Raw genomic sequence first — 25,335 nt, 5'->3', positions numbered from 1 at the left:
CGCTACTTGAACGCGAGCGCGTTCGGCGGCGAGCCCACCCCGCCGACGAGGTTCAGCGGCTTGCACGTCAGGAAGAACTCGTAGATCCCGTCGGCGGCGCAGTCGGCGGCGAGGTCGTCGAGCTTCCAGAGCTCGCCCATCGCCATGCCGAGGAGCGCGATGAGGGGCCGGTGCAGCATCCCGCTGTGGTCCACGCCGCGCTCCGGGGGGCGGTCGCCGGCGTCCCGGAAGTCGGACTCGATCACGGGGTCGGCTTCGACCGCCGGGTTGTCGCCCGCGACGAGCGCGATCTCGTGATCCCAGAGCCAGCGCAGGATCGACTCCCGCTGGGCCAGCCCCGGGGACTTGTTGCGCTTGTTGAACTCGACGCGTTCCTCGACCGACTTCGCGACGTAGTTCTCCGCCCAGCCGGTGCGCAGCAGCAGCATGTCGCCGCCCTGCCAGGTGACGCCCTGCGAGCGCGCGACGGCGTCGAGCGTCACGTCGTCGAGCGCGATCGTCTGCTCGCAGTCGTACGGCCGGCCCTCAAGGGCGAAGAAGCGCGGGATGTCGAGCAGAACGCCACGGCCGGCGATCCCCGACTCGGCCCAGTTGTGGATGCCGAGCACCGTCGAGTCCTCGTTGTTGGCGTCGGCCGCGAGCCCGCCGTAGAAGCCGTGCTGCGGATGCCCGATGTGGCGCAGCGAGTCGAGTTGTGAGGTGGACTGCAGGTAGAACGAGTCGAGCCAGTCGTCGCGATGGAACTCGTTGTTGGCGAAGACGTGGTGCTCGGTCCGGTGCCTGGTCCCGGTCGGGTACGGCTCGAAGGCGTTGATCGCGTAGTCGAGGTTGAACCGGTGGCCGGTGCGGATCAGGCGGGCCGCCGCCGCCACGCGCTCGGGGGTCAGGAGGTTGACGGTCCCCAGTTGATCGCCGGGTCCGAAGACCTCCCAGCTCGAACCGGCGATTTCGGCCTTGGCCAACTCGTCATAGGTCGGCAACGCGTTTCCTCTCTTGGGCACCGCCCAGTTCGTCACTGAGGGTGGTGGCGATGTCGAGAAGCTTGGTGAGGGCCGGCGACCCGGGCGACAGGTCGGCCATCTGGTCGGCTCCGAGCAGCCCGATGGTGGCGCAGATTCCGTGCTCGTCGTAGACGGGCGCGGCTGCGGCGAAGAGGCCGTCAGGGTGACTCGTGATGCTGTAGCCGTTGCGCCGGGCCATGTAGACCCCCGCCTCCAGCTCGGCCCGCCTGGCGTCCGAGACGCCCTCCGTGGCCAGTTTGAACGCCTGCTCGTCCTTGCAGGCCAGGAAGACGCGCAGCTGCGACGAGTTCAGGTCGAGTTGCGTGCCGGCGTGGACCGTGACGACGAGGGTGCGGCTGACGTCCTCGTTGACGAGCGCCACGACGGGTCCGCGTGCGCCCCAGACGCCGAGCACCGTCGTCATGCGGACGGCGGTGGTCAGCTCCGCCAGGTACGGCGGCGCGATCTCGACGACGCGCCGCCGTCCCAGGGCGTGTATCCCCAGCTGGACCATCAGGCCGCCCAGGACGAAGGTGCCGCGGCGGTGCCCGCGCTCGAGGATGCCCGCCGTGACGAGCGAGGCGCAGTACCGGTACGCCGTCGTCCGGTTCAGTCCCAGCCGGTCGGCCACATCGGCTGCCGTCAGTTCGGTCGTGCGAGGACCGAAGAGTGAGCAGATCTGACCGACCCGCTGGACCGCCTGGATATCGGAGCCGGAACCGTCGCCGCTCACTTCAATGTTCGCCATGACTGAACTCTAGTTCACATGGAGAACTTGGTGGGTGGACAACGCAAGCCTGTGAGCCAATTTTCAACCCACTAGCCAGTTGGTGAGCTTAGTCGTGACCGCGTCCCAGTTCTGGGCGTACCAGTCGACGTCCTGGACCACGGTCTCCCCGGTGTTCACCGGCCCGTAGGCCTCCACGAGCTTGCCGTTGTCGGTCAGGTTCGGCTTGGCCTTGAGGTTGACCGGCACGGTCCCGAGCATCTCGGTGATCTTGGCGACCGGCTCGGGCTGCACCAGTGACTGCAGGAAGTCCTGTGCGGTCTCCTTGTTCTTCGTGCCGAGCGGCACGGCGAGCGCGTTGACCGACACCACGGTCGTGTCCCATACGATCTTGATGTTCTTCTTCTCGTTCAGCAGCGCGATCAGGCGCGAGTCGGACAGGAGGAACATGTCAACCTGGCCGGAGCTGGCCGCCTGCTGCAGCGCGCCCACGTTCGGCGCGAAGATGGTGTCCTTGCGGACGGTGTCCCACTTCTTCAGGGCGCGGTCGACGTCGAGCGGGTAGAGCTTGTCGGGCGCGACGCCGTCGGCGAGGAGCGGGTACTCCAGGATGCCGTTCTGCAGGTTGGTGATGACGCCCCGCTTGCCCGGGAACTTCGCCGTGTCGAAGAAGTCCTCGATCGTCTGGGGCGCCTTCGCCGGGTCCGGGTACTTGTCGGCGTTGTAGGCGAAGGGACTCGCGTTGCCGAAGTTGCCGACGTAGCACTCGCCGATCGCCTTGGCGACGAAGTCATCGGCCTTCAGGTCGGGGAAGCTGAGCTTCTCGAACAGGGTGCCGCAGTGCTGCGTCGCCGCGGCGGGCGCCACCGAGACGACGTCCCACTGGACGACGCCAGAGGTCACCTGCGCCTTCACCTGGGCGATGTCGGCCGGCGACGAGTTGACGAAGGTCACGTCGGGGTGCGCGGCGGCGTAGGGCTCCTGGAACGCCTTGATCTGCGCGTCCTGGCCGGAGCCGCCGTAGGAGACGTAGGTGAGCCGTACCGCCCCGCCGGCCGCGTCCGAGCCCGCGTCGCCACCGGCTCCGCAGGCGGCGAGCAGCAGCGCCGCCGCGGTGAGTCCGGCGCCCGCCAGGACTGTTCTTGATCGAGCCATCTGTCTTACCTCTCATGGGATGCTGCCGAGTCGGTCAGCCATTTTGTTCACCATGCGACTGCATATCCCCGATATGTGAACATTAGCTGACACAAACGGCCACGTACAGGGGCTTCACCCAGCATTGTTCTTATTTGTGCGCGGAAAGCGGCGGTAAGTTCACAATATGAACATAGGGCGAGTGGCCCGATCGACCTCGGTCAGGCCGCGACGATCCGCTGCGCCTGCGGCCGCCACCAGGCCACGAGGTCGTCGCCGATGGCGTACTCCCCCTGGAGCGGGCTGACACGGGTACGGCCGGGCAGCCCGCGTTCGCCCATGGCCAGCAGCAGCGTGCGGTACGAGCCCATGTACTCGACGTCGCGCACGGTCGCCCGTACGGCGTTGGCGCCGGCGGGCACGTCGTCGCGGCCGCCCGCCACCTCGACGTCCTCCGGCCGCACCACGACCGCGCTGCTCGCGCGCACGCCGGGATGGGCGGCGACGGTGGCGGGATCGATGACCCAGCTCTCGCCGTCCCACGCCACGTTCGCGTCGAGGGCGGCCTCCCCGAGCTCGAACACGTTGGAATCGCCCAGGAACTTCGCCGTGAACAGGGTCTCGGGCTCGGCGTACAGCTGCTGCGGCGTGCCGACCTGTTCGATGCGCCCGTTGTTGAACAGCGCGATGCGATCGGAGAGGTTCATGGCCTCCTCCTGGTCGTGCGTCACGAAGACGAACGTGGACCCGACCTCGCGATGGATCCGCCGGATCTCCGTCTGCAGGGCTGAGCGCAGATTGCGGTCGAGCGCGCCGAGCGGTTCGTCCAGCAGGAGCGCCTCGGGCTCGAAGACGATCGCGCGGGCCAGCGCGACCCGCTGCTGCTGCCCGCCGGAGAGCTGCGAGGGGTGGTTGTCGTCGCGCCCGGTGAGCTGCACCAGCTCGAGCACCTCCGCGACCTTCCTGGCGATCTCCCGCTTGCCGACCTTGCGCTCGCGCAGCGGGTACGCGACGTTCTGCGCGACCGTCAGGTGCGGGAACAGCGCGTAGTTCTGGAACAGCATGCCGAGGTTGCGCCGGTGCGGCGGCACGTCGCTCACGTCGGTCCCGTTGAGCGCGATCGAGCCGGCGGTGAGCGTCTCGAACCCGGCGATGAGGTTCAGGGTGGTCGTCTTGCCCGAGCCGCTCGGCCCGAGCAGCGTCATGAACTCACCGGGCTCGATCGTCAGCGAGATGTCGTCGACAGCGGGAGCCGCCAGCCCGTAGTCCTTCGTGACGCGGTCCAGGCGGATCTCGGTGCCGCTCGGGGTCCCGGTCGACGGTCCGGTGGCTTTCGCCGTCGTGTCAGGTGTCATCGTCATGGCTTTCCTATCGGCGGCGGACCCTGCCGCGGAGCAGCTGGGGCAGGAGGAAGATGATGGTCACGGCCACGACCATCAGGCTCGACGCCGCCGAGATCGTCGGATCGATCTCGACGGTGACGCTGTTGTACATCTGCACGGGCATGGTCTGGAACAGCGGGGATCGCAGGAACAGCGCGAGGACGACCTCGTCGAACGAGACGATGAACGCGAAGATCGCGCCTGTCAGGATGCCGCGGCTGATCAGCGGCATCGTCACCCGGACGAACGCGCGGGCCGGCGAGGAGCCGAGCGACGCGGCGGCTCTCAGCAGTTTCGGGTCGAAGCCGCCGAGCGCGCCGGTGACGGAGATGAGCACGTACGGCACGGCGATCGCGGTGTGCGCGAGCACGTATCCGAGCACGGTGCCGGTGAGCTGCCAGCCGAGGAAGGCGATGTACACCGCGACCGCGACGACGATCGCCGGGGCGACGATCGGCACCATCAGCAACGTGCGGACGAGCTGGGCCACCCTGCCCTGGAGCCGGGACAGCGCCACGGCGGCCGCGGTCCCCACCGTCGTGGCCAGCACCGCGGTGAGCGTGGCGACCAGGAACGAGTTGCCCAGGGAGTCCAGCCAGATCGGGTTGGTGAAGAAGTTCTCGTACAGCCGCCAGGTGAAGCCCTGCGGCGGGAACTGGAACGTCGTCGCGTCGCTGAAGCTCATCGGGATGACGAACAGCGTCGGCAGGATGAAGAAGACGACGACGAGCCCGCCGAACGCCTTGAGCCACCACGGGATCGGGTCGACCTTCGTGTACCGCCGGCGGGGGGTCGAGGGAGTGGTCATCAGCGGTCCTTCGGTGGGCTGGCCGCGACCACACCGATCGCGGACACGGTGCCACCCATCCGGTTCGCCCACGCGACGAGCACGAGCGTGACGACCAGCACGACCATGCCGAGCGCCCCGGCGGCGGCGAAGTCGAGCAGGAGGGTGGTCCGCTGGGCGAGCAACTGGGCGACGAGCGACTCCTGCGGGGATCCGAGCAGCGCCGGGGTCACGTAGAACCCGAGGCTGAGCGTGAACACCAGGATCACGCCGGCCATCACCCCGCCGCGCGACAGCGGCCAGAAGACCTTCCAGAACGCCGCGGTCGGCGAGGAGCCGAGCCCTCGCGCGGCGAGCAGCAGCCGCCGGTCGATGCCGCCGAGGGTGCTGAACAGCGGCAGCACCATGAACGGGAGCATCACCTGGGTCATCGCGATCGTCACGCCGGCGGTGCTGCCGTAGAGGACGACGTCCTCGGCCCCGAAGAACGCGAACAGGCTCTGCACCGGCCCGCCGTCCTGGAGGATGATGATCCACGCGAAGTTGCGCGCCATCACGGACGTCCAGAAGGGGATCAGAACGATCACCAGGAGGATGCCGCGCGCCCGTGGGCTCACCCGGGTCATCAGGTAGGCGTACGGATACCCGATCAGCAGGGCGGCGACGGTGACCGTGGCGGCGGTCACCACCGTCCGCCAGAGCACCGTCATGGTCACGCCGTCGGTGAGGAGATTGGTATAGGTTCCGGGGGCCGAGACGCTGCGGATGAAGGTGTCGGCCAGCGGCACCAGCAGGATTCCCGCCAGCAGGGCCAGCGCCGGTACCAGCAGGGGCCAACTCGACCATTTGATCTTGTTCGAGGACATCCTCGTCCCCTTCCAGCTCGTACGGCTCAGGCGGTCAGTAAAGCAAGCCATTGTTCATATCACAATTGCCGTGTCCGTATTGTGAACATAAGAGGCGGCGCGCTACGCGCTGTACCCGCCGTCGACCGGCAGGACGACCCCGTTGACCTGACTCGCGCGATCGCTCAGCAGCCAGGCCGCGGCGTTGGCCACCTCGGTCGTCGTGCCGGCCTTCCGCAACGGGACCGAGGCGATCCGGCGCTCCACGGCCGCCGGATCGTCGTGCCGCCACTGGACGAACATCGGGGTCTCGGTGGGGCCGGGGGCGACGACGTTGACCCGGATGCCGAACGGCCCGTTGTCGTGGGCCGCCGTGCGGGTGAAGCCGATGACCGCGTGCTTGGTCGCCTGGTACGCGCCGAGCCCCGTGTTCCCGCGGAACCCGCCCACGCTGCTCGTGTTGACGATCGACCCGCCCTTCTCGCGCATCGCGCGGATCTCCTCGCGCAGGCACAGCCAGGTGCCCTTGACGTTCACCGCCATGATCCGGTCGAAGTCCTCCTCCGACACCTCGTCGAGCGGGCCGTACTGGTTGATGCCGGCGTTGTTGAACGCGCCGTCGAGCCGGCCGAACCGGGCCAGCGTGTCGTCGACGAACCGCGCGACGTCGGCTCCGACGCTGACGTCGCCCGCGCTGTAGGCGACGTCGTGACCCGCCGCGGTGAGCTCCTCGGTGAGCGCGGCGAGGGTGTCCCGCGACCGCGCGGCGACCATGACGGAGGCCCCCTCCTCGGCGAAGACCCGTACGGAGTCGGCCCCGATGCCGGTGCTCCCACCGACCACGAGGACGACCTTCCCGGCGAGCAGCCCGGCTCCGGGTGTCGGGTGCGCCTGTGCGTTGTCGGACAAGTTGTCGGACAAGGTGTCCGCCTCTCAGTTCTGGATGTGCGGCGGTCCGTGGACTCAGCCGCGAGCGGGTGAGAAAGGTGTCAGCGGAACGAGACGGGCTCGCCCAGGTACGGCGCGAGGGCACGCGTCTCGGCGACGCTCAGCGGCCGGGGACGCCGGGACGTGAGGTCGCAGACCACGAGCGTGACCTGGGCCCGAAGATAGGTCAGCGCACTGACCTGGTGATACAGCCGGCAGCCGATGTCCAGGCTGCTGGAGCCGATCCGGGACAGCCACAGGTCGGCGAGGATCGTCTGCCCGTGGTAGGCCAGCTCGTTCACGTACTCCAGCCGCTGCGCCACGGTCATGGTGAACGTCTTCGGCTCCAGGCAGGCGAAGATCGGCGGCTGGTCGGGCGGTGCGGTCATCGGGTGGTCGGGCAGGCCGAACGCCCTGATGCGCGCCTCCTCCAGGTATCGAGCGTGGGTGACGTTGTTGACGTGCCCGTAGACGTCGGTGTCGGCCCAGCGCAGCTGCAGCGGCACCGTGACGGGCGCGCGGGACTCAGCGGTCACCACTGGCCGCCCGGCCCTCCCGCACGGCGGCCGCGGCGGCCGATCCGAGCAGGCCGGCGTCGTTGCCGAGCATCGTGAAGGCGTACCCCGCGTCGATCGCGGCCCGCGCCGACCGCCTCGTCGGCGCCCCCGCGTTGCCGATCGGCTTGCCGGCGGCGGTGCAGGCCTTGATGGCGGAGGCGATCAGCTCGACCACCCGTGGGTCGTCCTCCGTGGTCTCCTCGGAGGTGGACAGATCCGCGGCGCCGACGAGCAGCGCGTCCACGCCCGCCACCGCCGCGATCGCGCCCGCCGACCGGGCCGCCCCGGCGCTCTCGATCTGCGCGATGAGCACCACCTCCTCCTGGCCGAAGCGCAGGTACTCGGCGCGGTCCATCGCCCCCCAGGCGCCGGCGCGGCTCGTCGAGCCGACGCCTCTGGCGCCCAGTGGCGGGAAGCGGACCGCCCGCGCGGCCGCCTCCGCCTGGCCGACCGTGTCCACGTGCGGCAGCATGATCCCTTCGGCGCCGGCGTCCAGGACGCGCTGGGCGATGCCGCCGTCCAGCGTGGGGATCCGGACGATCGGTGCCATCGCCAGATGGTTCGCGGTGCCGATCAGGCGGTACGCCGTCTCGAGGTTCATCGCGGAGTGCTCCAGGTCGATGACCACGAAGTCGAAGCAGGCCAGCGCGAGCAGCTCGACGCTCTCCATCACCGGCAGCTTCACCCACGTGCCGAGAGCGGGTCCGCCGGGCCGGGCCAGCGCGGCCCGGAACCGGCTGGTGCGTGCCGGGCTCATGGGGCCGGGTACTCGGCCGCGTTGAGGACCCAGCCGGGACGGGCGGAGAAGTCCTGGCGCGGCGGCGAGAAGATGTCGATCAGTTGCTGGTGCGGGCCCATGCCCTGGGTCGTGTGGACGGTCGGCGGAGGGATGACGGTGAGCGACGGCGTCCCGACCCGGCCGTGGTCCTCGGCCCGCCACTGGGTCGAGTCGGGGCCCCAGGGATATTGGATGTGGTGGACGAACTCCCCCTTGATCCCCAGGGACAGCTGTTCGAAGTCGTCGTGGAAGTGCGGGGAGAGCTTGAGCGGGTCGCGGGGGGTGGGCTCCTCGGCCAGGAAGTTCACCATCAGGTTCGTGGTGCGGAAGATCCGGCCGAACCGTCCCTCGGTGATCGGCGTCTCGGCGAGCCGGTGGACGCGCAGCCGGAAGCCGTCCACCGGGTCCGGCCACGGCACGAGCGGGGCGCAGCGGGGGTCGGGCTCGGCGTACGCCCCGGCGTTGAGCGCGCCGTCGCGCAGGTCCTCGGCGACGGTGGAGAACACCCGGATGACGGGCCCGTCGGTCAGCGCCTCGACGACGCTGTCGCCGGGCGGCACCACCACGAACGCCTCCTCGCTCACCTCCTGCTCCTGGTCACCGGCGATGATCCGGATCGAGGCGCTGCCGGAGTAGAGCAGGACGGCGTACTCGTCGGGCTGCCCGTCGCGCTCGAAGCGCTCGCCGGCGACGGCGTCGGTCCACACGAGCACGGCGTTCTGGCCCCGCGCCTGCCAGGTCCGGCTGCCGGCCGGGCTGACCGCGGTGGGCGGGAGCTCGGTGAAGTCCAGGTACTGGGCCGGCGCGATCGGGGTCGACGGATCGACCGCCGCCTTCGCTGACGGGGCACTCGCCAGTTGGGACCGGAGGTCGTCCTTGGCGTACATCGTCATGTCGGTTCCTCTCGTAGCCGTTACAGCGTGATGTTCTTCGCGCCCTTGAGGGCCAGCATCCGCCGGACGTCGGCGGGCGTCGCGATCTGCTTGCCGAGGTCGGCGAGGGTCTCCCGGACCTTGCGGACCTGCTGCGCGTTGCCGGTGGCCTTCTCGCCCTTGCCGATGTAGAGGTTGTCCTCCAGCCCGACGCGCACGTGACCGCCCAGCCAGGCGCTGTGCGTGCAGAACTGCATCTGGTGGCGGCCCGCGGCGAAGGCGGAGAAGTGGTAGTCGGCGCCGAAGAGCTTGTCGGCGATGGCGACCATGTGCGTGAGGTTGGCGTGGTCGGCCCCGATGCCGCCGAGAATCCCGAAGACGCCCTGGATGAGGAAGGGCGGCTTGGCGAGCCCTCGCTCGGCGAAGTGGGCCAGGGTGTACAGGTGCCCGATGTCGTAGCACTCGTACTCGAACCTGGTGCCGCCCTTGTCGCCCAGCTCCCGTAGCGCGTACTCGATCTGCGCGAAGGAGTTGACGAACGGATGGTGGTAGGTGTTCGCCACGTAGGGCTGCTCCCACGGGTGTTTCCAGTGGGTCACCCGATCGGCGATGCCGGAGTAGACGAAGTTCATCGAGCCCATGTTGAGCGAGGCGAGCTCGGGGCTGAACCGGGTCGCCGCGGCCAGCCGCTCCTCGATCGTCATCGACGACGCGCCGCCGGTCGTGATGTTGATGACCGCGTCGCACTGCGCCGCGATCGGCGGGATGATCTCCTCGAAGACCTCCGGCTCGAACGCCGGCCGGCCGTCCTCGGCGTGCCGGGCGTGCAGGTGGATGATGGCCGCCCCCGCCTCGGCCGCGGCCAGGGACTCCGCGACGATCTCCTTCGGCGTGATCGGAAGATGGTCGCTCTGCGACGGCACGTGGACCGATCCCGTCACCGCGGTGCTGATGATCACCCGGTCGGCGGCGATCACGGCTTCTCCTCCAGCCCCAGCAGGAAGGCGGGGTTGGCGGCGATCATCGTACGGATGTCCTTCTCGGCCACGCCGTGGTCGAGCAGCGCCCCGATGAGGTAGATGTAGCCGTCGACGGGCAGGGGGTTGCCCTGCTGGCCGAGGTCCGAGGAGATGACGGTCCGCTCGGGGCCGACCCGGTCGATCCAGTCCAGCAACTGCTGGATGGGCCAGCCGATGGCGGTCACCTCGGGGTGGTACATCGCGATCTCATGCTCGATGTAGGCGCCGTAGCCCAGCAGCTCCTCGATGTCGGCATCGGAGGCGCCGACGATGAAGTCCGGGTGCTGGACGAGCAGGCGCCGCACGCCCTTGCTCTCGGCGAGCGAGAACAGGGCCTTCATCGACCCGGGGTCCAGGTGGCCGCCGGTGAGCAGGGCGCCGGTCTCGGCGACGATGTCGACGACCGCGGCCGTGTCCGCCGAGACCTCCCCGGCCTCGTCGAAGATCGACTCTTCCTTCTCGAGCAGGTCGATGGCGGCGCTGGGGAAGTCGCCGCCGTGGCTGTGGTGGTCGATGTGCGGCCGGGCGGACACGGTCGGCGCCCAGACGCAGCGTCCGCCCATCCGCAGGCTCATCGCCACGGCCGACGGATTGACGCCGCCGACCTCGGTGTTGAGCGCCACCCCGCCGTAGACCGGCGTGGGCGCGTCCGCGAGCCAGGTGCCCATGGCGAGCAGGTCCATCACCGTGTTGTGATGGTGCGACTTGACGAGGATCGCGCGCATGCCGATGCGCGCCGCGTCGTAGGACGCCTCGACGTGGTTCAACCGTCGCGGGAAAGGACTGGGTCCGGAGTGGCAGTGCAGGTCCACGGCGCCGGTCAGGACCTTCAGGAGGGCCGGCGAGACGGGCCGGGCATCCTCGGCGGACAGCATGTATGAGCCTCCGTTTAGTGCGGATCGTGAACTGGATGTTCAGTCTACGTACGGAGGCTTCTCGTGTCTACGCTCGGCCGGAGGCTGATCCGTGCCGCTGATCCATCGGAAACCGACGGATAAATCCAGGTCAGTTCGCCTTTGACACCCATGGCATGGCCCGGGTGCGGGGATTTTTTGGGCGGCCATCAGTGCGCTCGCCGTGGGACTGATGGGTCGCGGAGATTGCCGGACGCTCATCGATCGCCATGCGAATCTGTAGGTTGCATCATGAACATACGAGTGCTGCGCTGGCCTGACATGGCCTCGCGCTCCGCTGTCCGCGCCGGGTTCCGAGGGCCCTGGGGATCAAGACGTCGGCCCAAGGGCCTGAGTGCTCGGTCAGCCGGTGGTGGTGACGAGGTAGACGTCGCTGTCGGCGACCTGGTCGAGCAGGTTTTCGACGCGATCCGCGGGAAGTGCGATCACCAGGCTCGTGCGTGGCTCGCCGCCGGACAGGTCGAGGACGGTGACGCCGGGGAAGGTGCGGGAGGTCGCCTCTCCGTCCGATGTGGCGGTCCGGCGTACGAGGCGCAGCGTGGCCGTCGTGCCCCGGGCGGCCGCGTCCGCGTACAGATGCCCGGGGGCCGGGCGGAGGGTGATCACGGTCTTGCCGTCGACGGCACCGCTCGGCAGGCGAGGGCCCAGGGCTTCCGGGGGCACCTGCTTGCCCTCCTCGATTTGGCGCAGCGCGTACCGGCCTGCCGTGCCGGCCGGGCCCTTCACGTCGGTGGCGGCAAGGATCCGGTACGGGTGCAGCGTGCGCGCGGCCACCCAGCCGTCCGGCGATCGAACGGCCAGACTGCCCACGACGACGACGATCCCCGCGACGACCGCCCCGGCCACCAGCCAGAGCCCCAACCGCAGCGGCCGCGCCTTCCGCCCGTTCCCCGAAGGTAGGAGGTCGAGTGAGCTGTCCTGCAGAGGCGGGGATGCCCTTGGCGCGGTGGAGTCCTTGTCCGGAACGGGCTCGACGGGGTTGGGGGCGTCTGTGGCGGGAGCGGTCGTCGGGTAGCCGAGGCTGGTGACATGTGTGCTGTCGGGAGCCCCGATCACCCAGAGCTTGTCCAGTTGCCGCCATTGTTCCGGCTCGCCACCGTACTCGGTGGGTCGCCGCAGCCCCATCGCGTCCAGCAACGTCCACCGATACACGTCGAACGCCGACCGGAACAACTCCCCGTACGGCTCAGCGGCACGCACCGCCCCCCGATACCCCCACCATGCGACCACCAGCCCGCCCCAGCAGCAGCCCAGCGCCCAGTACCACGGCAGCAGCAGCGCCCCCAGCACCCCGCCCGCCAGCGAGAACGCCAGCCCCAGCCCGCTCACCGTGACCATGAGGTCGAGATCCCCCGCAGCCGCCGCGAACGTCTGCCGGAAGCTGTCCGGCAGCGTCGGGTACAGGCGCGGCCACGCCGTCACCCCGTCGATGCCGTACCGATCGCCGCTGTGGTCCTCGGCCCCCCGCAGGATGTTGCCCAGCGCGGTCGGCATCAGCCGGGACTCGTCCACCGGATAGAGGGAGCGTCGCTGGTCTTCGCCTGCCACGAACCGCAGCCGGCACCGCTCGGCCAGCCGCTCGCCGTACGGCAGGCCGTCCCAGTAACCCTCGTAGACCCGGATCAGCCCGGCCCGCCGTACGGCGAGGAGCTGGCTGAACAGCAGCGCGCCCGCGAGAACCAGCCCCGACATGACGACCTGCACCTCCGCGCCGAGCCCCGCCCACCAGCGGACCGCCGTGACCCAGCCCACGCCCGCGACGGCCACCGCCGCCAGGGCGCTCAGAAAGACCAGCACCGGCAGGAACGTCGTGGTGAGCAACCGGCGGTCGACCACCGCCGACGCCGCCTCGACGAGTCCGCCCATGTCAGGCGCTCCAGTAGGGGACGAAGTCGTGATCCCCGTGCTGGCACGTGTAGGTGGCCGCCTGGCTGAAGCGGTGGAAGGTGTTCGTCGCGCCGCAGGTCTTGCACTGGATGCGGCTCGGGGGCGGCGTGGCCCGCCTGCCGTGCGGCTGCGCGTCGCCCAGCTGCCGTCCGGCGACGAGGCGCGAGGCGGTGTCGCGGACGATCTCCGCCTTGATCGCCTCGGCGCCGACCACGCCCACGACGTCTCTCCCCCGTACGATGACCAGGCCGGGCGTGCCGGACACCAGCGCGTGCAGCAGGTCGGCCGAGTCGAGCACGTCGCCGAGCGGGGTGTCCGCCTCGACGACGCAGGCCGGTCCCCGCTCGCCCCCACCGGCGAGCCCGGCGGGCTCGCCGTCCACCCCGAGCAGCACCGTGAACCCCGCCCTGTCCAGCACCGTGGCACCCGCTCCGTCCAGCCCGCCGTCCGCCACGTCCGTGACGGTGAAGTCGCCGGTCATCAACTCCTCGACCGGCCGTCGCCGCTCCACGCCTTCTCCCTCCTGCTGTGCTCAGAGCCAGTCACCGATCAGCGCGAACGGCGCCCAGTGGTACGGATCAGCGAACGCGAGCACGCCGAAATCCGGAGCCGCCCCCGCGCCCGAGCCCGCACTCATCCCCGTACCTGAGCCCGTCCCCGTCCCCGTCCTCATGCCCGTGCCCATGACGAGCGTCGCCTGCAGCATGCCCACCTCCGCGCCCTGCCGCTGCTCCTCGTCCAGGTCGGGGCAGGCGACGAGGTCACGGAACAAGCCGGCCGCCACGGTGTAGTCGCCCGCCGCCAGGAGCAGCCGCGCCTCCTCCAGCCGTACGGCGGCCAGCGCCCGAGGGTCGTCCGCCAGGCGCGGACGAGCCCCGCGCGCGTAGTCGAGCACGTCGGCGATCGTCCTGCCGCGCAGCCACAGCTGCGCCTGGCGCAGGGCCTCCGCCTTGGGCGACCCGGCCCGCAACGCGGCGTAGAACTGGCCGAACAACATGCTGGTCGACAGCTCGTCCACGCGCCACAGGGCGACCAGCGCCGAGGGCGCGCCCGCGTACAGCAGCGCCCTGGTCAGGCCGATCAGCTCGTCTCCCGGGCGGCTCTGGCTCACGCCGGTCTCGCAGGCCGCGAGCGTCACCAGGTCCACGTCGAGCCGGAGCCCGAGGATGTCCGCCGCGGTCAGCCTGCCACCCGCGAGCTCGATCCCGGAGCGCATCGGGTCCTCGCGGTCGAACACGCCATGCGTGGCGAAGTGGACGATGTCCGGCGCGCGCCCGGGTTCGGCGAAGCGGGCCAGCAGGCTCTCGCGGGAGGCGTCGGCCGCCGCCGGCACCTCCTGCCCGCCGAGCGCCTCCGACACGGCCAGCGCCTGCTCCCTGGCGAAGGCCAGCGGATGCTCCGCGGGCGGCGCGGCGACGATGAGCGCGCTCGCGCGGCGTGCCTTCCGCTTGGCCTGGCAGTGGCGCAGCACGGAGGCCGACGGCACGAACGCGACCGGGTTGCGCTCTATCAGCGGGACGCCCTCGACGGGCACGGCCTGCAGGGGCAGCAGGTGCAGCGAGTCATGGGGCACCAGGTAGACCACGTCCCCCGGCTCGGCCCACCGTGCCACCGGGGCGAGGAGCCGTACCAGTCGCTCGTCCGCCAAGTGCGCGCCGAGGCCGGCCCTGTCGCGGGCCAGGGTGTCCCCTGCGGCCTCGGCGAGCTCGCGGAGCTCGGCGCGGGTCACGTCCACGGTGACGACCTCCGGCTCCGGCGCGTCGGCCGTCACGCCGAAGACAAAGGTCTCGTGGTCGGTCACGTGGTACTCGGCCAGCACCAGACGAGCCATGGCGTCGCTCCCCTCTGGCCCGTCCGGGGAAGGGGCCGAAGTCAGCAGGGCGGTGACGGCATTCCAGCCGAGGCGTTCTCCCCGGCGCATCGACACGTACTCCGGAGCCAGCTCGGCGAGCCGGTCCTCCAGCCGATGCAGGCGTGACAAGGTCTGCCGGTAGTCCGTGAGCAGGGCCGCGTCGGCGGATCCGCCGACGCGCAGGTCCGCCTCCTGCGCACGCAGGAGCCGGCGGGTCTCGGCCTCCTCGGCGAGGACCGTCTCCGGCGCGCCGGGAGGTGCGGGCAGGGCCGTCCAGGCCAGCCTGCGTACGAGCTCCTGACCGCGCGCGGCGTCCGCCCATTCGAGTGCGCCCGCCCTGTCGCGCAGGTGGAGCGAGAGCCGGACCAGCATGCCGGGGGCGTCAAGACGGGACTCGGTGAAGTAGGTGACGGCGTCCGCCTCGTCGAGCAGCGCCCGTCTGGCGTCCCCCATCGCCTCCGCCGCGGCCAGGTAGGCCACGCGGGCCTGCGGGTAGTCCTCCTCCAGCATGCTGATCTCCGCCAGCAGAACGCGCGTCTCGTAGACGGTGTGCGGGTCGGCGAGCGTCTCGGCCTCCCGCAGCGCCTCCAGCAGGTGGTGGCGCGCGAGGGGGAGGTCGTCCTGGTCTCGCGCCAGCAATCCCAGGTCGCAGAGGGTGGCGACGACCGCGCGCCGATAGCCCGCCCTGCGCTGGATGTCCAGTGCCCGCTCATGCAGGCGGCGGGCCTCCTCGTCCTGCCCGGCGAGCTGGAACAGCGAGGCCATGGCGCCGAGGTCGTCGGAGACGCCCAGCTCGGCGCCGATCTCCAGATTGATCGTCAGGGAGGTGGCGAAGCATTCCATGGCCTCGGCGTGCCGCCCGCGCGTGTCCAGCACCCGGCCCACGTTGTGCGTGGCGGCCGCCTCACCCTCCCTGTCGCCCGCCGCGCGGTAGGCCTCGGCCGCCTGCCTCGCCAGCCGTTCCGCCGGCGCCGGCTCGTTGAGCAGCTCGTGGACGAGGCCCAGGGTGAGCAGCGTGTGCCCGAGCAGCGCCGGGTCGTCGCAGTCGCGGGCCGCGGGCTCGATGTCGGCGAGCAGCCCGCGTGCCTCGGTGAGACGCCCCTGGTCCTTGACCGCGACGGCGAGGTTGACGGCGGCGCGTACGGCGCCCTCACGTGCACCGGCCCGCCTGAGCAGGTCCAGGGCCTGCCGGTGGGACTCCTCGGCCGCGGCGAGCTGCCCGAGGTCGCGCTGCACCAGACCGAGGGTGTCCAGGGTGCGCGCGTACTGCTCCGCCGCACCGGGGTCGTCGCCCAGCAGCTCACAGGCCTGGGTCAGCGCCCGTAACGCCTCCTGGCCCCGGCCCGCCTTCTGCAACGCCAGCCCGAGCCACTGCCGCAGCGCGGACCTGACGGCCGGATCGGCGTGGCCGCCGTCGGCGAGCCGGCACGCCTGCCGGTATTCGCGGGCCGCGTCCCGCGGCCGCCCGCCCGCCAGGCGCCGCCGCGCACGCGCCAGATGGGGCGTCCAGGAGTCGCCGGTCCGGACCCGCACCCGCCTTGGCATGGCCCTCCGCGCTGGTTCTTCCGCCGCCACGCAGAAGCTATCCCCGCCGGATCGTGCTGAGAAGTGCACGATACGTATTCGTGATGGGGGCGTGAACGGCGGCGTTCGCGGGGACATCACTCCGGTGGGTGGCCGGCGCGAGTCACACGATCAAGGCCTGCTGATCCGGCCTCCGGGGCGGGCCGACCGGGTGTCGGCGTGCGCCCGATGGGTGGCCTGCGTGACGCCTGCCGCGCTCGGTGGGTGGGCGGCGGCCCGTGCGGGCGGGGGCGCCGCCTGGCTGCCCCTGCTGGCCGGGCTGCTGGTCAGCGGGCACGTGGCGGGCCGGATGGCGGCCTGGCGCGGCCTGATCCGCAAGCGGGCCCGGCTGCGGCGCTGGGGCGAGATCATCGTGCTCGCGGCCGGTGCGCTGCTGGCGTTCTCCCCCGCCGGCGCGTGGCTGGCCGCCGTCTGGGCGACGACGGCCTGGGCCACGGCGTTCGGCGGGGTGTTCCTGGTGGCCGCCGTCCTGTTGCTACAGGTCGGGGTCGGCACCTTCCGCGCCGTGGCCACCGCGCCGAAACCGCTGCGGGTGCCGCTGGCGCTCTGCTCGGTGCTGGCGACCGTGCTGCTGCGTTACGCGTGGACGCCGTTCCTGCTGGCGTACGTGGCGCAGCCCCACCCTGCGCTGGCCGTGCCCGCGCTCGCCCTGTGCCTGGCGGAGACGGCCGAGACGCTCTACAGGATCGCCGTCGGCACTGCCCAGGCCCAACAGTCGGACGTCCGGACGCTCACCGTCGTGCATCTGGGCGAGTGGCTCCACGACGGTTTCCTGACCCGCCGCCGCAGGCCCGACTACGCGTTGATCTCCGCGCTGCTGCTGGAGGCGCGGCTCACCGTCGGCTCCGTCTCCGCCGAGGCGGCGCTGCGCCGGGTCGAGCTGGCCGAGCTCGCCTTGACCCTGGTCGACACGGAGGTCGTGCCGCGGACCGCCCGGCGGCTGACCCGGGACCAGGAGATCCAGCGCACCTGCTGCCTGTGGCTGCGGGCGGAGATCTACCAATATCTCGGGCAGGAGGACGAGGCGCTGGCCACCTGGCGGGAGTGCGCCCGCCGCTTCTCCGCCCTGGGTCTGCCGCGCATGGCGGCCCAGGCCCGGCACACCGCCTGGAGCCGCCTGATCGCCCGGCACGGGCTCGTCGCCGTGGACCTGGACCATGAGCTCCTCTCCCCGGACGACAGCCCGTACTTGCGCAGGAACTCGCTCATGGGTCTGGCGGTGATCACGCAGCAGCGCGGTGACGAGGAGGGCGCGCGCCGGTTGGAGGCGCGGGCCATGGAGATCCGGCGCGGCGGGATCGGGGAACGACTGGCCTGGGGACGGGAGCAGGCGCGCACGTTCATCAGCCATCCCTTCGCGCTGCTGATGGGCGTGCGCGGGCACACGAACCTGGACGAGCAGATGCGCTCGTGGCTGTCCCGGCGCACTCCCGCACCCTTCCCCGCCTGGGGCAACCCCATCCGCGACCTCGCGCTGCGCGCCGACGAGCTGGTGACCGAGGGCCGCCCCGCCGAGGCCGCCGCGCTCTTCGCCGAGGCCGCGCTGCGCGCCCGCGCGGCCGGGCAGGTGACCTGGGAGATGAACGCGCTGACCGGGCTGTCCCAACTCGCCAGGGCCATGGGCGACCTGCAGGTGGCCAGGGACAGCCTGCTCGCGGCGGTGCGCTCGGCTGAGGACGTACGCGGGCGCGCCCTCAGCCCCGACCTGCGGATCAGCGCGGGCGGCTCGATCAGCGGCCTGTACGACCTGGGCGTGTGGCTGTTCGCCTCGGCCACGCCGCCGACGCCCGGCGAGAGCGGCACCCTGGTCACCGCCTGGCAGTTCTCCGAGCTGGGCCGCTCCCGGGTCTTCCTCGAACTGCTCGCGGAGCGGCTGCCGCCCCCCGCCGAGGGATCCGCCGCCGCCGAGCGTGCGGCGTACGACACCTATGTCCGGCTCCGTGACCTCCCCGCGAGCCCCAGCGCCACTCAGTCCGTACGGAAGGCCCGCGAGGAGTGGCAGGCGGCGTGCGCCGAACTCGCCGCGCAGGGCGGCGCCGCGGGCGAGTACGCCGCCCTCCGGCTCGGCCGCCCGATCGAGTACGACGAACTCCGCCGTCTGCTGCGCACCGCCTCGTCCACCGGCATATTGCATAATCCACTATAACTTGGTAGGAAATGCATATGTCCTTACGGCTGACCCCACGGTGAACCCCACGCCCACCCTCGTTCCGGAACGCCTCGGAACCGGTCCGCCCGGACGGCGAGCGGCCGAGCCGAGGACGCGCCGGCGGGCGGGCCGGCGCTTCGGGGTACGCGTGCTCGCCGTCCTCGCGCTGCTCGCCCTGTGGCAGGTGGCCGCCACCGCGGCGCGCAATCCCTCCTTCATCCCCACGCCGGGGGCGGTCTGGGATCAACTCCTGCGGCTGTCCACGACCCACGACGGCATCCGCGGCTACAGCGGCAGCCTCCTCGTGGAGCACCTGGGCGTGAGCCTGCGCCGCATCCTGATCGGCTCCGCGATCGGCGTGGCGGCGGGCCTGGTCGTGGGCGTCATCCTCGGGACCGTGCCGTGGATCCGCGTCGTGGCCGAGCCGGTGGTCACCTTCGTGCGGGCCCTGCCCCCGCTGGCGTACTTCAGCCTGCTCATCATCTGGTTCGGCATCGACGAGACCCCGAAGCTCTGGCTGCTCGCCATCGCGGCGCTGCCACCGGTCGCGGTGGCCACGGCGGCCGCCGTGCACGGCGCGCCGAAGGACCTGGTCGAGGCGGCCGGCGCGCTGGGCGCCTCGCGCTGGGACGTCATCCGGGACGTCGTGCTGCCCAACGCGCTGCCGGAGATCTTCACCGGTGTCCGCCTGGCCGTCGGCATCGCCTACTCGTCCGTGGTCGCCGCCGAGACCGTCAACGGGGTGCCCGGCATCGGGGGCATGGTCCGGGACGCCCAGCGCTATCTGCAGACCGACGTCGTGGTGCTCGGACTGATCGCCATCGGTATCTCCGGGCTGCTCATCGACGGCGCGCTGCGGGCCGCCGAGCAGCGACTGATCCCCTGGCGCGGCCATTCATGAGCCCGCGCCGCCGTACGTCCCCGACAAGGAACCACGCCATGCGCCTCAAGCTCCTGCTCCCCCTCGTCCTCGCCGCGGCCCTGACCGCGTGCGGCAGCGGAACCGCGTCCACCGGAGGCGCCACGCCGGCCAAGACCATCCGCCTCGCCTACCAGGCGTTCCCCAGCGGCGATCTCATCGTGAAGAACAAGAAATGGCTGGAGCAGGCGCTTCCCGACTACACGATCCAGTGGACCAAGTTCGATTCCGGCGCCAGCATCAACACCGCCTTCGTCGCCAGAAGCGTGGACATCGCCGCCATCGGATCGAGCCCGGTCGCCCGGGGGCTCTCCGCGCCGCTGAACATCCCGTACCAGGTGGCGTTCGTGCTGGACGTGGCGGGTGACAACGAGGCCCTGGTCGCCAGGAACGGCAGCGGCATCGCCACGGTCAAGGACCTGCGCGGCAAGAAGGTCGCCACCTCCTTCGCCTCCACCTCGCACTACAGCCTGCTGGCCGCGCTGAGCCAGGCGGGCGTGGCCGAGTCGGAGGTGAACATCATCGACCTGGAGCCGCAGGACATCCTGGCGTCCTGGACGCGCGGCGACATCGACGCCGCCTACACCTGGCTGCCGACCCTGGCGGAGGTGAAGAAGACCGGCAAGACCCTCATCAGCAGCCGCGAACTGGCCACGGCGGGCAAGCCCACCCTGGACCTCGGCGTGGTGTCCACAGCGTTCATCCAAGCGCACCCGGACGCGGTCGACGCTTGGCGCAAGGTGGAGGCGAAGGCCCTCCAGCTGATCGCCGACGACCCCGGCGAGGCGGCCGCGGCCGTGGGCGCCGAGCTGAACCTGGCCGCGGCCGACGCCAAGGACCAGCTCAGCCAGGGAGTCTTCCTCGAACCCGCCGACCTGGCGTCCGCCGAATGGCTGGGGACGCCGAGCGCACCCGGCGCACTGGCGCAGAACCTGGTCAGCGCGGCCCAGTTCCTCAAGGACCAGCAGAAGATCGACGCCGTGCCCGACCTGGCCACCGTCCAGCAGGCCATCTACAACAAGGGCCTGCCCGGTGTCCTCGACTCCTGACGCCGCCGTCTCCGTACACGAGGTCGAGCATGTGTACGGCACGGGCCCCGACGCCGTGACCGCGCTGGGGCCGCTCTCGCTCGAGGTCCCGGCGGGATCGTTCCTCGTGATCGTCGGGGCGTCCGGCTGCGGCAAGAGCACGCTCCTGCGCCTGATCGCGGGCTTCGAGGAGCCGACCTCCGGCAGGGTGCGGATCGGTGACAGCCCGCCCACGCCAGGGAAAGGCGCCGGGATCGTCTTCCAGCAGCCCCGGCTCTTCCCCTGGAAGAGCGTGGGCGGCAACGTCGAGCTCGCCCTGCGCTACGCGGGCGTCCCTCGGGCGGAGCGCGCCCGCCACATCCCGGAGCTGCTGCTGCGCGTGGGCCTGCGCGACGTCGCGCACCGCCGGACCTGGCAGATCTCGGGCGGCCAGCAGCAGCGCGTCGCCATCGCCAGGGCGCTGGCGAGCGACAACCCGCTGCTCCTGCTCGACGAGCCCTTCGCCGCCCTGGACGCGCTCACCAGGGAGCGGCTTCAGGAGGATCTGCGCCTGGTGAGCGCGCAGACCGGCCGCACCTCGGTGTTCGTCACGCACAGCGTCGAGGAGGCGGTGTTCCTCGGCAGCCGCGTCGTGGTGCTCACCAGGCGGCCCGGCCGGATCGCCCTCGACCTCGACATCCCCCTGCCCCGCACCGGCCTGGAGCCCGACGAACTGCGCGCCCTGCCCGAGTACGCCGCCCTGCGGGCCACGGTCAGCCAGGCCGTGCGCACCGCCGCCACCTGACATCCGCGACGAAACAGGAGATTCCCATGTCCACGCGAACCGCCGCCCAGCTCACGCTGCACCCGCTCGGACCGCACTTCGGCGCCCGCGTCGACGGGCTGGACCTGGCGAGCGCCCACGACGACGACCTGGTCGCGGTACGGGCCGCGCTCATCGACAGGAAGGTGCTCTTCTTCCCCGGGCAGAACCTCGACGACGACGGCCAGGTGGCTCTCGGCCGGCGGCTCGGCGAGCTGACCGCCTCCCACCCCGTCGTCGGCGGCGTGGACGAGGCGCACCCGGAGATCTACGAGCTCGACAGCGCCGACAACGGCTTCGCGGACATCTGGCACACCGACGTCACCTTCATGCCCCGTCCTCCACTCGGCTCGATCCTGCGCGCCGTCATCCTGCCCGCCACCGGGGGCGACACGAGCTGGGCCGACAGCCAGCTCGCCTACGAGTCCCTGTCCGCGCCCGTGCGCGAGCTGGCCGACCAGCTCACCGCCGTGCACGACGGCAACCGGGAGTTCGGCTACTACCTGGCCCAGCGCCGGGGCGGCAAGGGCAGCGTCTGGGACGGCGAGGTCGTCACGCGACTGGATCCGGTGGAGCACCCCGTGATCCGCGTCCACCCCGAGACCGGCCGCAGAGGCATCTTCGTCAACCCCGGCTTCACCTCGCACATCGTCGGCGTGTCGGAGGCCGAGAGCCGCGCCATCCTGGACCTGCTGTACGCCCACCTCACCAAGCCCGAGCACATCGTCCGGCACCGCTGGAGCGTGGGCGACATCGCCATGTGGGACAACCGCAGCACCGCCCACTACGCCAACCGCGACTACGGCACCACCCGCCGCGTCATGCACCGCATCACCCTGCGCGGCGACGTGCCCTACGGCCCGATTCATTAGAACGCAGTATCGAGTTCCATTCCTTCGCGTACGCCGAATAACGGCTCTCAGCTGGGTAGGGATCCCCGGAGCATGTCCAACAAACCTTCTGGGGGAGGCGGAGATGACCACAGCAGGGACCGGAAAGACGGTTCAGGATGTGATGCACCAAGGTGCGCAGTGCATCGGCGAGAACGACAGCCTGCGTACCGCTGCGCAGATGATGCGCGATCTGTCGGTCGGCGCGCTGCCGATCTGCGGTGACGACGACCGGTTGAAGGGCATCATCACCGACCGCGACATCGTGATCAAGTGCTGCGCCGAGGGCAAGGACCTCGACAGCACCACCGCGAGCGAGCTGGCCCGCGGGCTGGTGTGGGTCGAGGCGGACCACAGCGTCGAAGAGGCGCTGGAGAAGATGGAGCAGCACCGGATCAAGCGGCTGCCCGTGATCCACAATCGCCGGATCGTGGGCATGATCACCGAGGCCGATCTGGCCAAGGAGCTGCCCGACAGCAAGCTCGCCGAGTTCGTGCACCGCATCTACGCGCGGGCGTGACAGCACGGTCTCAGGGGCGAGCCGCGCTTCGGCGGCTCGCCCCTTACTCCTGCCGGTCCTGCCGGTCCTGCCGGTCCTGCCGGCCGTACAGCGGCCGAGCGTGCGGAGCCAGGCCGCGTCCTTCTCGTGGCCGCCTGTCCTTCTCGTGGCCGCCTGGTCAGCGGCGCCAGGACCAGACCACCAGCCAGACGCTCAGCCCGAACAGCGTCATACCGAGCGGCACATGCGCCGCCACCACGCCGGACCCACCCAGCATGGACTGCACGAACCCGAGCAGCAGCACCGCCAGGCTGACCAGCGCGGGCCAGCCCACGCCCCGCGCCGGCCGCCACAGCAGCACGGCGACGACGAGCTGCACCAGTCCCAGCAGATGAACGGCCCCCGCCCCCGCCCCGTGCAGTCCCCCAGCGGCCCCGCTCATCATCTGCCCGGCCGTCACCGCCTGCACGAGTATCGCCGCCATGTTGAGCAGTGCGACCACCTTGAACGCGGTCAGATATCCGCTTGCCCGGGCAACCTGGGTGACCACTGACTTCTCCTTCGATCGGGGATGATCTCCAGAATCCTGCGCCCCCACCCGCCCGTCATCCACCGCTGGTCGTCCTCCGCACTACGCCCCAGGGTGTACGTCCCCGCTCGTGGTCAATCACGGGACCGATGGACGACCTCCTTCTTGGACCGGCCGGGATAGACCACGACCAGATGCCACTCGGCGGGCAGGATGGTGACGGCGTCCTCGTCGGCCCGCGCGTGGACCCGTACCCGATAGTGCCCCGGTCCCTTGATCGCCAGGTTGGGCAGGGCCCGCCCGGCTCCCTCCTCGCCCAGTCCCTTGGCCGGCAGCGTCAGACGTCCGCTGCGGCTGGTCACCCCCACCTCGGCCACCTCCTGCCAGCCCTTGAGCCGCAGCGGCGGAGCCCTGTCGAATGCCTTGACGGTCACGCAGATGTTCATCTGCCGGATCGTCTCGACGCCGACGCCTGTCTCCCCGGCCGTGAGCAGCCCGTCGTAGTCCCGCTCGACCCCGTACTCGTTGTCCGGATCCGCGTCATCGGCGAGATAGTAGCCACCGCCATCGGGCGTGAAGTACGACGCCGTCCCCTGCCTGCGGGCCCGCGCCCTGGGCCAGGGGTCACGGCAGGCGGCGTTGCTCGCGGCGACGTAGTCGGCATTCTCCTTGACCATATGCTCGTCCGAGAACGTCACAACATCAGGGCATAGGAACACCAGCGCCTCGTCCAGGCCACGCATGTTGATCGTCCGGTCATCGCTGCGCAGCCATGTCTCGGTTCGCTGCCACATCGGCTGGGCGCACAGTTCCCTGCCGGACGCCAGGAGGGCCCGGTCGGACCTGCCGGCAGGGAACATCGGCCCGCCCGCCTCCCGTACCAGGCACAAGAAGGCACGCTCCCGATCCTCCGCCCGCGTCTCGCCGAACCCCCGCTGCTGTTCCGTCCACGCGGGGCAGCTGACGTCGTAAGGCGGCCGGTAGGGCAGGCGCGGGCCCTCCTCGCCGCCGAGCAGCCCGGTGAGCAGCACGACGGCCACGACACCGCCGAGAACCCGCGATCGGCCCGGCACCACCCGCGGCCGGCGGCCGTCCGCCAGCTCATGGGCGGTCCGCGCCCACCAGACCGGCCCGAACACGTTCAGCGCCGTGAGGACCCACCCCAAGGCCGTGAACGCGAGCGCCAGATCCCGCACGTGCCAGGTGACGGTGTTGACGGCCAGGAGCGCGAGGAAGGCCACCAGATCCAGCACGCCACAGCGGACGGTGGCGGCGCTCCAGCGGCCGTCGCCCTTCTGCCCGAGCAGCATCATCGTCTGCCAGGCAGCTTGGGCCAGCCCCGGCGCTGCGAACATCCACCAGACAGAGACGGATTCCTCGCCGCCCAGCGAGAGCACGATCGGGAACAACACGGCGGTCAGGACCGCCCCCGCCGCCGCCGTCAGCCCCAGCACGAGCGCCACCAGCCGGAACCCGGGCGGCCTCCCCGTCAGGACCAGCGTGAACAGCACCACCAGCGCCACCCGAACAGCCATGGACGGGACATCCTCGTACAGACCGCCGATATAGCCCCAGGGGATCAGGGTCACGGCCACGCCCAGGTAGAGAACGAGCCGTGCTGCGGCCACACCACGCGCCGGCGGTGGACGGCGGGCCCGGACGACTGGCCCGCGCAGGACCTGCCAGAGCATCCAGGCCCGCAGCGGGCAGACCAACGCGAGCGCGAGCAGGACGACCCCGTCTTCGGACCATCCCTGGGACGCCCCGTACCACGGGGACCACACGGCTGCCGCCCAGGCGGCTCCCACGTCACCGGTGACGGCGGAGAACACACCGGCCACGACCACGGCGGCCAGGTAGAGCATGACGATCACGGCCGCCGCGGGGCCGAAGCGGTACCGGCGGGCGACTGACCAGGCTTCGGTAAGAATGCGATGATCTTACGGCCGCCAGACGCACATGCGATGGGACGTACCCTGAGCAGCAGCCGAACGTGCCTCACGTACCTAAGCTGTCCGGAATCACCGTGGCCCCTCACCTGTCGAGCGCAGAGTGGCGCAAGGCCACCAGGAGCAACGGCCATGGGGGTGCTTGTGTCGAAGTGGCGCGGAACATCCCCGGGATTGTTGCCGTCCGCGACAGTAAGAACCCCGACGGCCCGGCACTTGTCTTCAACCACGACGAGTGGGATGCGTTCCTGAATGGCGCCGTGAAGGGTGAGTTCAACCTGCCGTAGGGCAAAGTCAGGAACGT

At 70.9% G+C, this 25,335-nt stretch carries 24 protein-coding genes; 7 read left to right on the top strand and 17 right to left on the bottom strand.

What is annotated here, in order from left to right; translation table 11 throughout:
- Positions 1-2: 2 nt before the first annotated feature.
- The 15 genes from IEY87_RS37285 to IEY87_RS37215 all read right to left on the bottom strand — a co-directional run bounded on the left by IEY87_RS37285 (position 3) and on the right by IEY87_RS37215 (position 16,227).
- Positions 3-980 carry a cyclase family protein gene (locus IEY87_RS37285; protein ID WP_189143543.1) on the bottom strand — a complete coding sequence of 326 codons (978 nt, stop codon included), beginning with the start codon at positions 978-980 and terminating at the stop codon, positions 3-5.
- On the bottom strand, positions 967-1,749 hold the full coding sequence (locus IEY87_RS37280; RefSeq protein WP_189143542.1) for an IclR family transcriptional regulator: 783 nt from the start codon (positions 1,747-1,749) through the stop codon (positions 967-969). The genes IEY87_RS37285 and IEY87_RS37280 overlap by 14 nt, the downstream gene beginning before the upstream one ends.
- Positions 1,750-1,812: 63 nt before the next feature.
- Positions 1,813-2,883, bottom strand: coding sequence for an extracellular solute-binding protein (locus tag IEY87_RS37275; RefSeq protein ID WP_189143541.1), 1,071 nt, complete (start codon positions 2,881-2,883; stop codon positions 1,813-1,815).
- A 200-nt stretch (positions 2,884-3,083) separates the two neighbouring features.
- Positions 3,084-4,223 (bottom strand): ABC transporter ATP-binding protein, encoded by a 1,140-nt coding sequence (locus tag IEY87_RS37270; RefSeq protein ID WP_225277576.1) that lies wholly within the window; start codon positions 4,221-4,223, stop codon positions 3,084-3,086.
- A gap of 7 nt (positions 4,224-4,230) precedes the next feature.
- Entirely contained in the window at positions 4,231-5,052 is an 822-nt protein-coding gene (locus IEY87_RS37265) for an ABC transporter permease (protein ID WP_189143540.1), read from the bottom strand.
- Positions 5,052-5,897: an ABC transporter permease gene (locus IEY87_RS37260; RefSeq protein WP_189143539.1), complete on the bottom strand. Its 846-nt coding sequence runs from the start codon at positions 5,895-5,897 to the stop codon at positions 5,052-5,054. The genes IEY87_RS37265 and IEY87_RS37260 overlap by 1 nt, the downstream gene beginning before the upstream one ends.
- 102 nt (positions 5,898-5,999) lie before the next feature.
- Complete coding sequence (locus tag IEY87_RS37255; RefSeq protein ID WP_225277577.1) at positions 6,000-6,797, bottom strand: SDR family NAD(P)-dependent oxidoreductase; 798 nt, start codon at positions 6,795-6,797, stop codon at positions 6,000-6,002.
- A gap of 68 nt (positions 6,798-6,865) precedes the next feature.
- The gene (locus tag IEY87_RS37250) at positions 6,866-7,339 is read right to left on the bottom strand and encodes an acyl-CoA thioesterase (RefSeq protein ID WP_189143538.1); all 474 of its coding nucleotides are present in this window, start codon (positions 7,337-7,339) and stop codon (positions 6,866-6,868) included.
- Positions 7,329-8,117, bottom strand: coding sequence for an HpcH/HpaI aldolase family protein (locus tag IEY87_RS37245; RefSeq protein WP_189143537.1), 789 nt, complete (start codon positions 8,115-8,117; stop codon positions 7,329-7,331). Before IEY87_RS37245 ends, IEY87_RS37250 begins: the two co-directional genes overlap by 11 nt.
- On the bottom strand, positions 8,114-9,031 hold the full coding sequence (locus IEY87_RS37240) for a cupin domain-containing protein (RefSeq protein WP_225277578.1): 918 nt from the start codon (positions 9,029-9,031) through the stop codon (positions 8,114-8,116). Before IEY87_RS37240 ends, IEY87_RS37245 begins: the two co-directional genes overlap by 4 nt.
- Positions 9,032-9,051: 20 nt before the next feature.
- On the bottom strand, positions 9,052-9,987 hold the full coding sequence (gene kce / locus IEY87_RS37235; protein WP_189143536.1) for a 3,5-dioxohexanoate:acetyl-CoA acetone transferase: 936 nt from the start codon (positions 9,985-9,987) through the stop codon (positions 9,052-9,054).
- Positions 9,984-10,904: a DUF6282 family protein gene (locus tag IEY87_RS37230; RefSeq protein WP_189143535.1), complete on the bottom strand. Its 921-nt coding sequence runs from the start codon at positions 10,902-10,904 to the stop codon at positions 9,984-9,986. Before IEY87_RS37230 ends, kce begins: the two co-directional genes overlap by 4 nt.
- Positions 10,905-11,285: 381 nt before the next feature.
- A complete protein-coding gene (locus IEY87_RS37225) occupies positions 11,286-12,809 on the bottom strand; it encodes a hypothetical protein (protein WP_189143534.1) in 1,524 nt (507 codons plus the stop codon).
- 1 nt (position 12,810) lies between these two features.
- Positions 12,811-13,341, bottom strand: coding sequence for a hypothetical protein (locus tag IEY87_RS37220; RefSeq protein WP_189143533.1), 531 nt, complete (start codon positions 13,339-13,341; stop codon positions 12,811-12,813).
- Between the two features lie 21 nt (positions 13,342-13,362).
- Complete coding sequence (locus IEY87_RS37215) at positions 13,363-16,227, bottom strand: CHAT domain-containing protein (RefSeq protein WP_189143532.1); 2,865 nt, start codon at positions 16,225-16,227, stop codon at positions 13,363-13,365.
- 91 nt (positions 16,228-16,318) lie between these two features.
- On the opposite strand from IEY87_RS37215, the gene IEY87_RS46330 reads away from it, so the two are divergent.
- The 6 genes from IEY87_RS46330 (at position 16,319) to IEY87_RS37190 (ending at position 22,574) form a co-directional block, all read left to right on the top strand.
- The gene (locus tag IEY87_RS46330; protein WP_225277579.1) at positions 16,319-18,412 is read left to right on the top strand and encodes a hypothetical protein; all 2,094 of its coding nucleotides are present in this window, start codon (positions 16,319-16,321) and stop codon (positions 18,410-18,412) included.
- 151 nt (positions 18,413-18,563) lie between these two features.
- Positions 18,564-19,316: an ABC transporter permease gene (locus IEY87_RS37210; RefSeq protein ID WP_225277580.1), complete on the top strand. Its 753-nt coding sequence runs from the start codon at positions 18,564-18,566 to the stop codon at positions 19,314-19,316.
- Between the two features lie 38 nt (positions 19,317-19,354).
- Positions 19,355-20,383 carry a taurine ABC transporter substrate-binding protein gene (locus IEY87_RS37205; RefSeq protein WP_189143530.1) on the top strand — a complete coding sequence of 343 codons (1,029 nt, stop codon included), beginning with the start codon at positions 19,355-19,357 and terminating at the stop codon, positions 20,381-20,383.
- A complete protein-coding gene (locus tag IEY87_RS37200) occupies positions 20,367-21,146 on the top strand; it encodes an ABC transporter ATP-binding protein (protein ID WP_189143529.1) in 780 nt (259 codons plus the stop codon). Before IEY87_RS37205 ends, IEY87_RS37200 begins: the two co-directional genes overlap by 17 nt.
- Positions 21,147-21,172: 26 nt before the next feature.
- The gene (locus tag IEY87_RS37195; protein ID WP_189143528.1) at positions 21,173-22,036 is read left to right on the top strand and encodes a TauD/TfdA dioxygenase family protein; all 864 of its coding nucleotides are present in this window, start codon (positions 21,173-21,175) and stop codon (positions 22,034-22,036) included.
- A 103-nt stretch (positions 22,037-22,139) separates the two neighbouring features.
- Positions 22,140-22,574 carry a CBS domain-containing protein gene (locus tag IEY87_RS37190; RefSeq protein WP_189143527.1) on the top strand — a complete coding sequence of 145 codons (435 nt, stop codon included), beginning with the start codon at positions 22,140-22,142 and terminating at the stop codon, positions 22,572-22,574.
- Positions 22,575-22,731: 157 nt separating this feature from the next.
- Here the strand turns inward: IEY87_RS37190 and IEY87_RS37185 are convergent, their stop codons facing one another.
- Both IEY87_RS37185 and IEY87_RS37180 read right to left on the bottom strand, forming a co-directional pair.
- Entirely contained in the window at positions 22,732-23,103 is a 372-nt protein-coding gene (locus tag IEY87_RS37185; protein WP_189143526.1) for a hypothetical protein, read from the bottom strand.
- Positions 23,104-23,216: 113 nt separating this feature from the next.
- Positions 23,217-24,956, bottom strand: coding sequence for a hypothetical protein (locus IEY87_RS37180; protein WP_189143525.1), 1,740 nt, complete (start codon positions 24,954-24,956; stop codon positions 23,217-23,219).
- 119 nt (positions 24,957-25,075) lie between these two features.
- Here IEY87_RS37180 and IEY87_RS37175 point away from each other — a divergent pair, with 119 nt between their 5' ends.
- Positions 25,076-25,318, top strand: a complete 243-nt coding sequence (locus tag IEY87_RS37175; protein WP_308426474.1) for a DUF397 domain-containing protein — start codon at positions 25,076-25,078, stop codon at positions 25,316-25,318.
- Positions 25,319-25,335: the final 17 nt, after the last annotated feature.

The organism is Nonomuraea glycinis, from assembly GCF_014646515.1.
In the GTDB taxonomy this organism is placed as follows: domain Bacteria; phylum Actinomycetota; class Actinomycetes; order Streptosporangiales; family Streptosporangiaceae; genus Nonomuraea; species Nonomuraea glycinis.
The sequence above is the reverse complement of the archived record's forward strand: the minus strand, read 5'-3'. Positions and strand labels throughout refer to the sequence as shown.

Coding starts and splice junctions, on each gene's coding strand:
- IEY87_RS37225 (WP_189143534.1), bottom strand. CDS start 12,809: ATGGGCGGACTCGTCGAGGCGGCGTCGGCGGTGGTCGACCGCCGGTTG.
- IEY87_RS37190 (WP_189143527.1), top strand. CDS start 22,140: ATGACCACAGCAGGGACCGGAAAGACGGTTCAGGATGTGATGCACCAA.
- IEY87_RS37280 (WP_189143542.1), bottom strand. CDS start 1,749: ATGGCGAACATTGAAGTGAGCGGCGACGGTTCCGGCTCCGATATCCAG.
- IEY87_RS37270 (WP_225277576.1), bottom strand. CDS start 4,223: ATGACGATGACACCTGACACGACGGCGAAAGCCACCGGACCGTCGACC.
- IEY87_RS37245 (WP_189143537.1), bottom strand. CDS start 8,117: ATGAGCCCGGCACGCACCAGCCGGTTCCGGGCCGCGCTGGCCCGGCCC.
- IEY87_RS37205 (WP_189143530.1), top strand. CDS start 19,355: ATGCGCCTCAAGCTCCTGCTCCCCCTCGTCCTCGCCGCGGCCCTGACC.
- IEY87_RS37240 (WP_225277578.1), bottom strand. CDS start 9,031: ATGACGATGTACGCCAAGGACGACCTCCGGTCCCAACTGGCGAGTGCC.
- IEY87_RS37215 (WP_189143532.1), bottom strand. CDS start 16,227: ATGCCAAGGCGGGTGCGGGTCCGGACCGGCGACTCCTGGACGCCCCAT.
- IEY87_RS37260 (WP_189143539.1), bottom strand. CDS start 5,897: ATGTCCTCGAACAAGATCAAATGGTCGAGTTGGCCCCTGCTGGTACCG.
- IEY87_RS37230 (WP_189143535.1), bottom strand. CDS start 10,904: ATGCTGTCCGCCGAGGATGCCCGGCCCGTCTCGCCGGCCCTCCTGAAG.
- IEY87_RS37275 (WP_189143541.1), bottom strand. CDS start 2,883: ATGGCTCGATCAAGAACAGTCCTGGCGGGCGCCGGACTCACCGCGGCG.
- IEY87_RS37195 (WP_189143528.1), top strand. CDS start 21,173: ATGTCCACGCGAACCGCCGCCCAGCTCACGCTGCACCCGCTCGGACCG.
- IEY87_RS37265 (WP_189143540.1), bottom strand. CDS start 5,052: ATGACCACTCCCTCGACCCCCCGCCGGCGGTACACGAAGGTCGACCCG.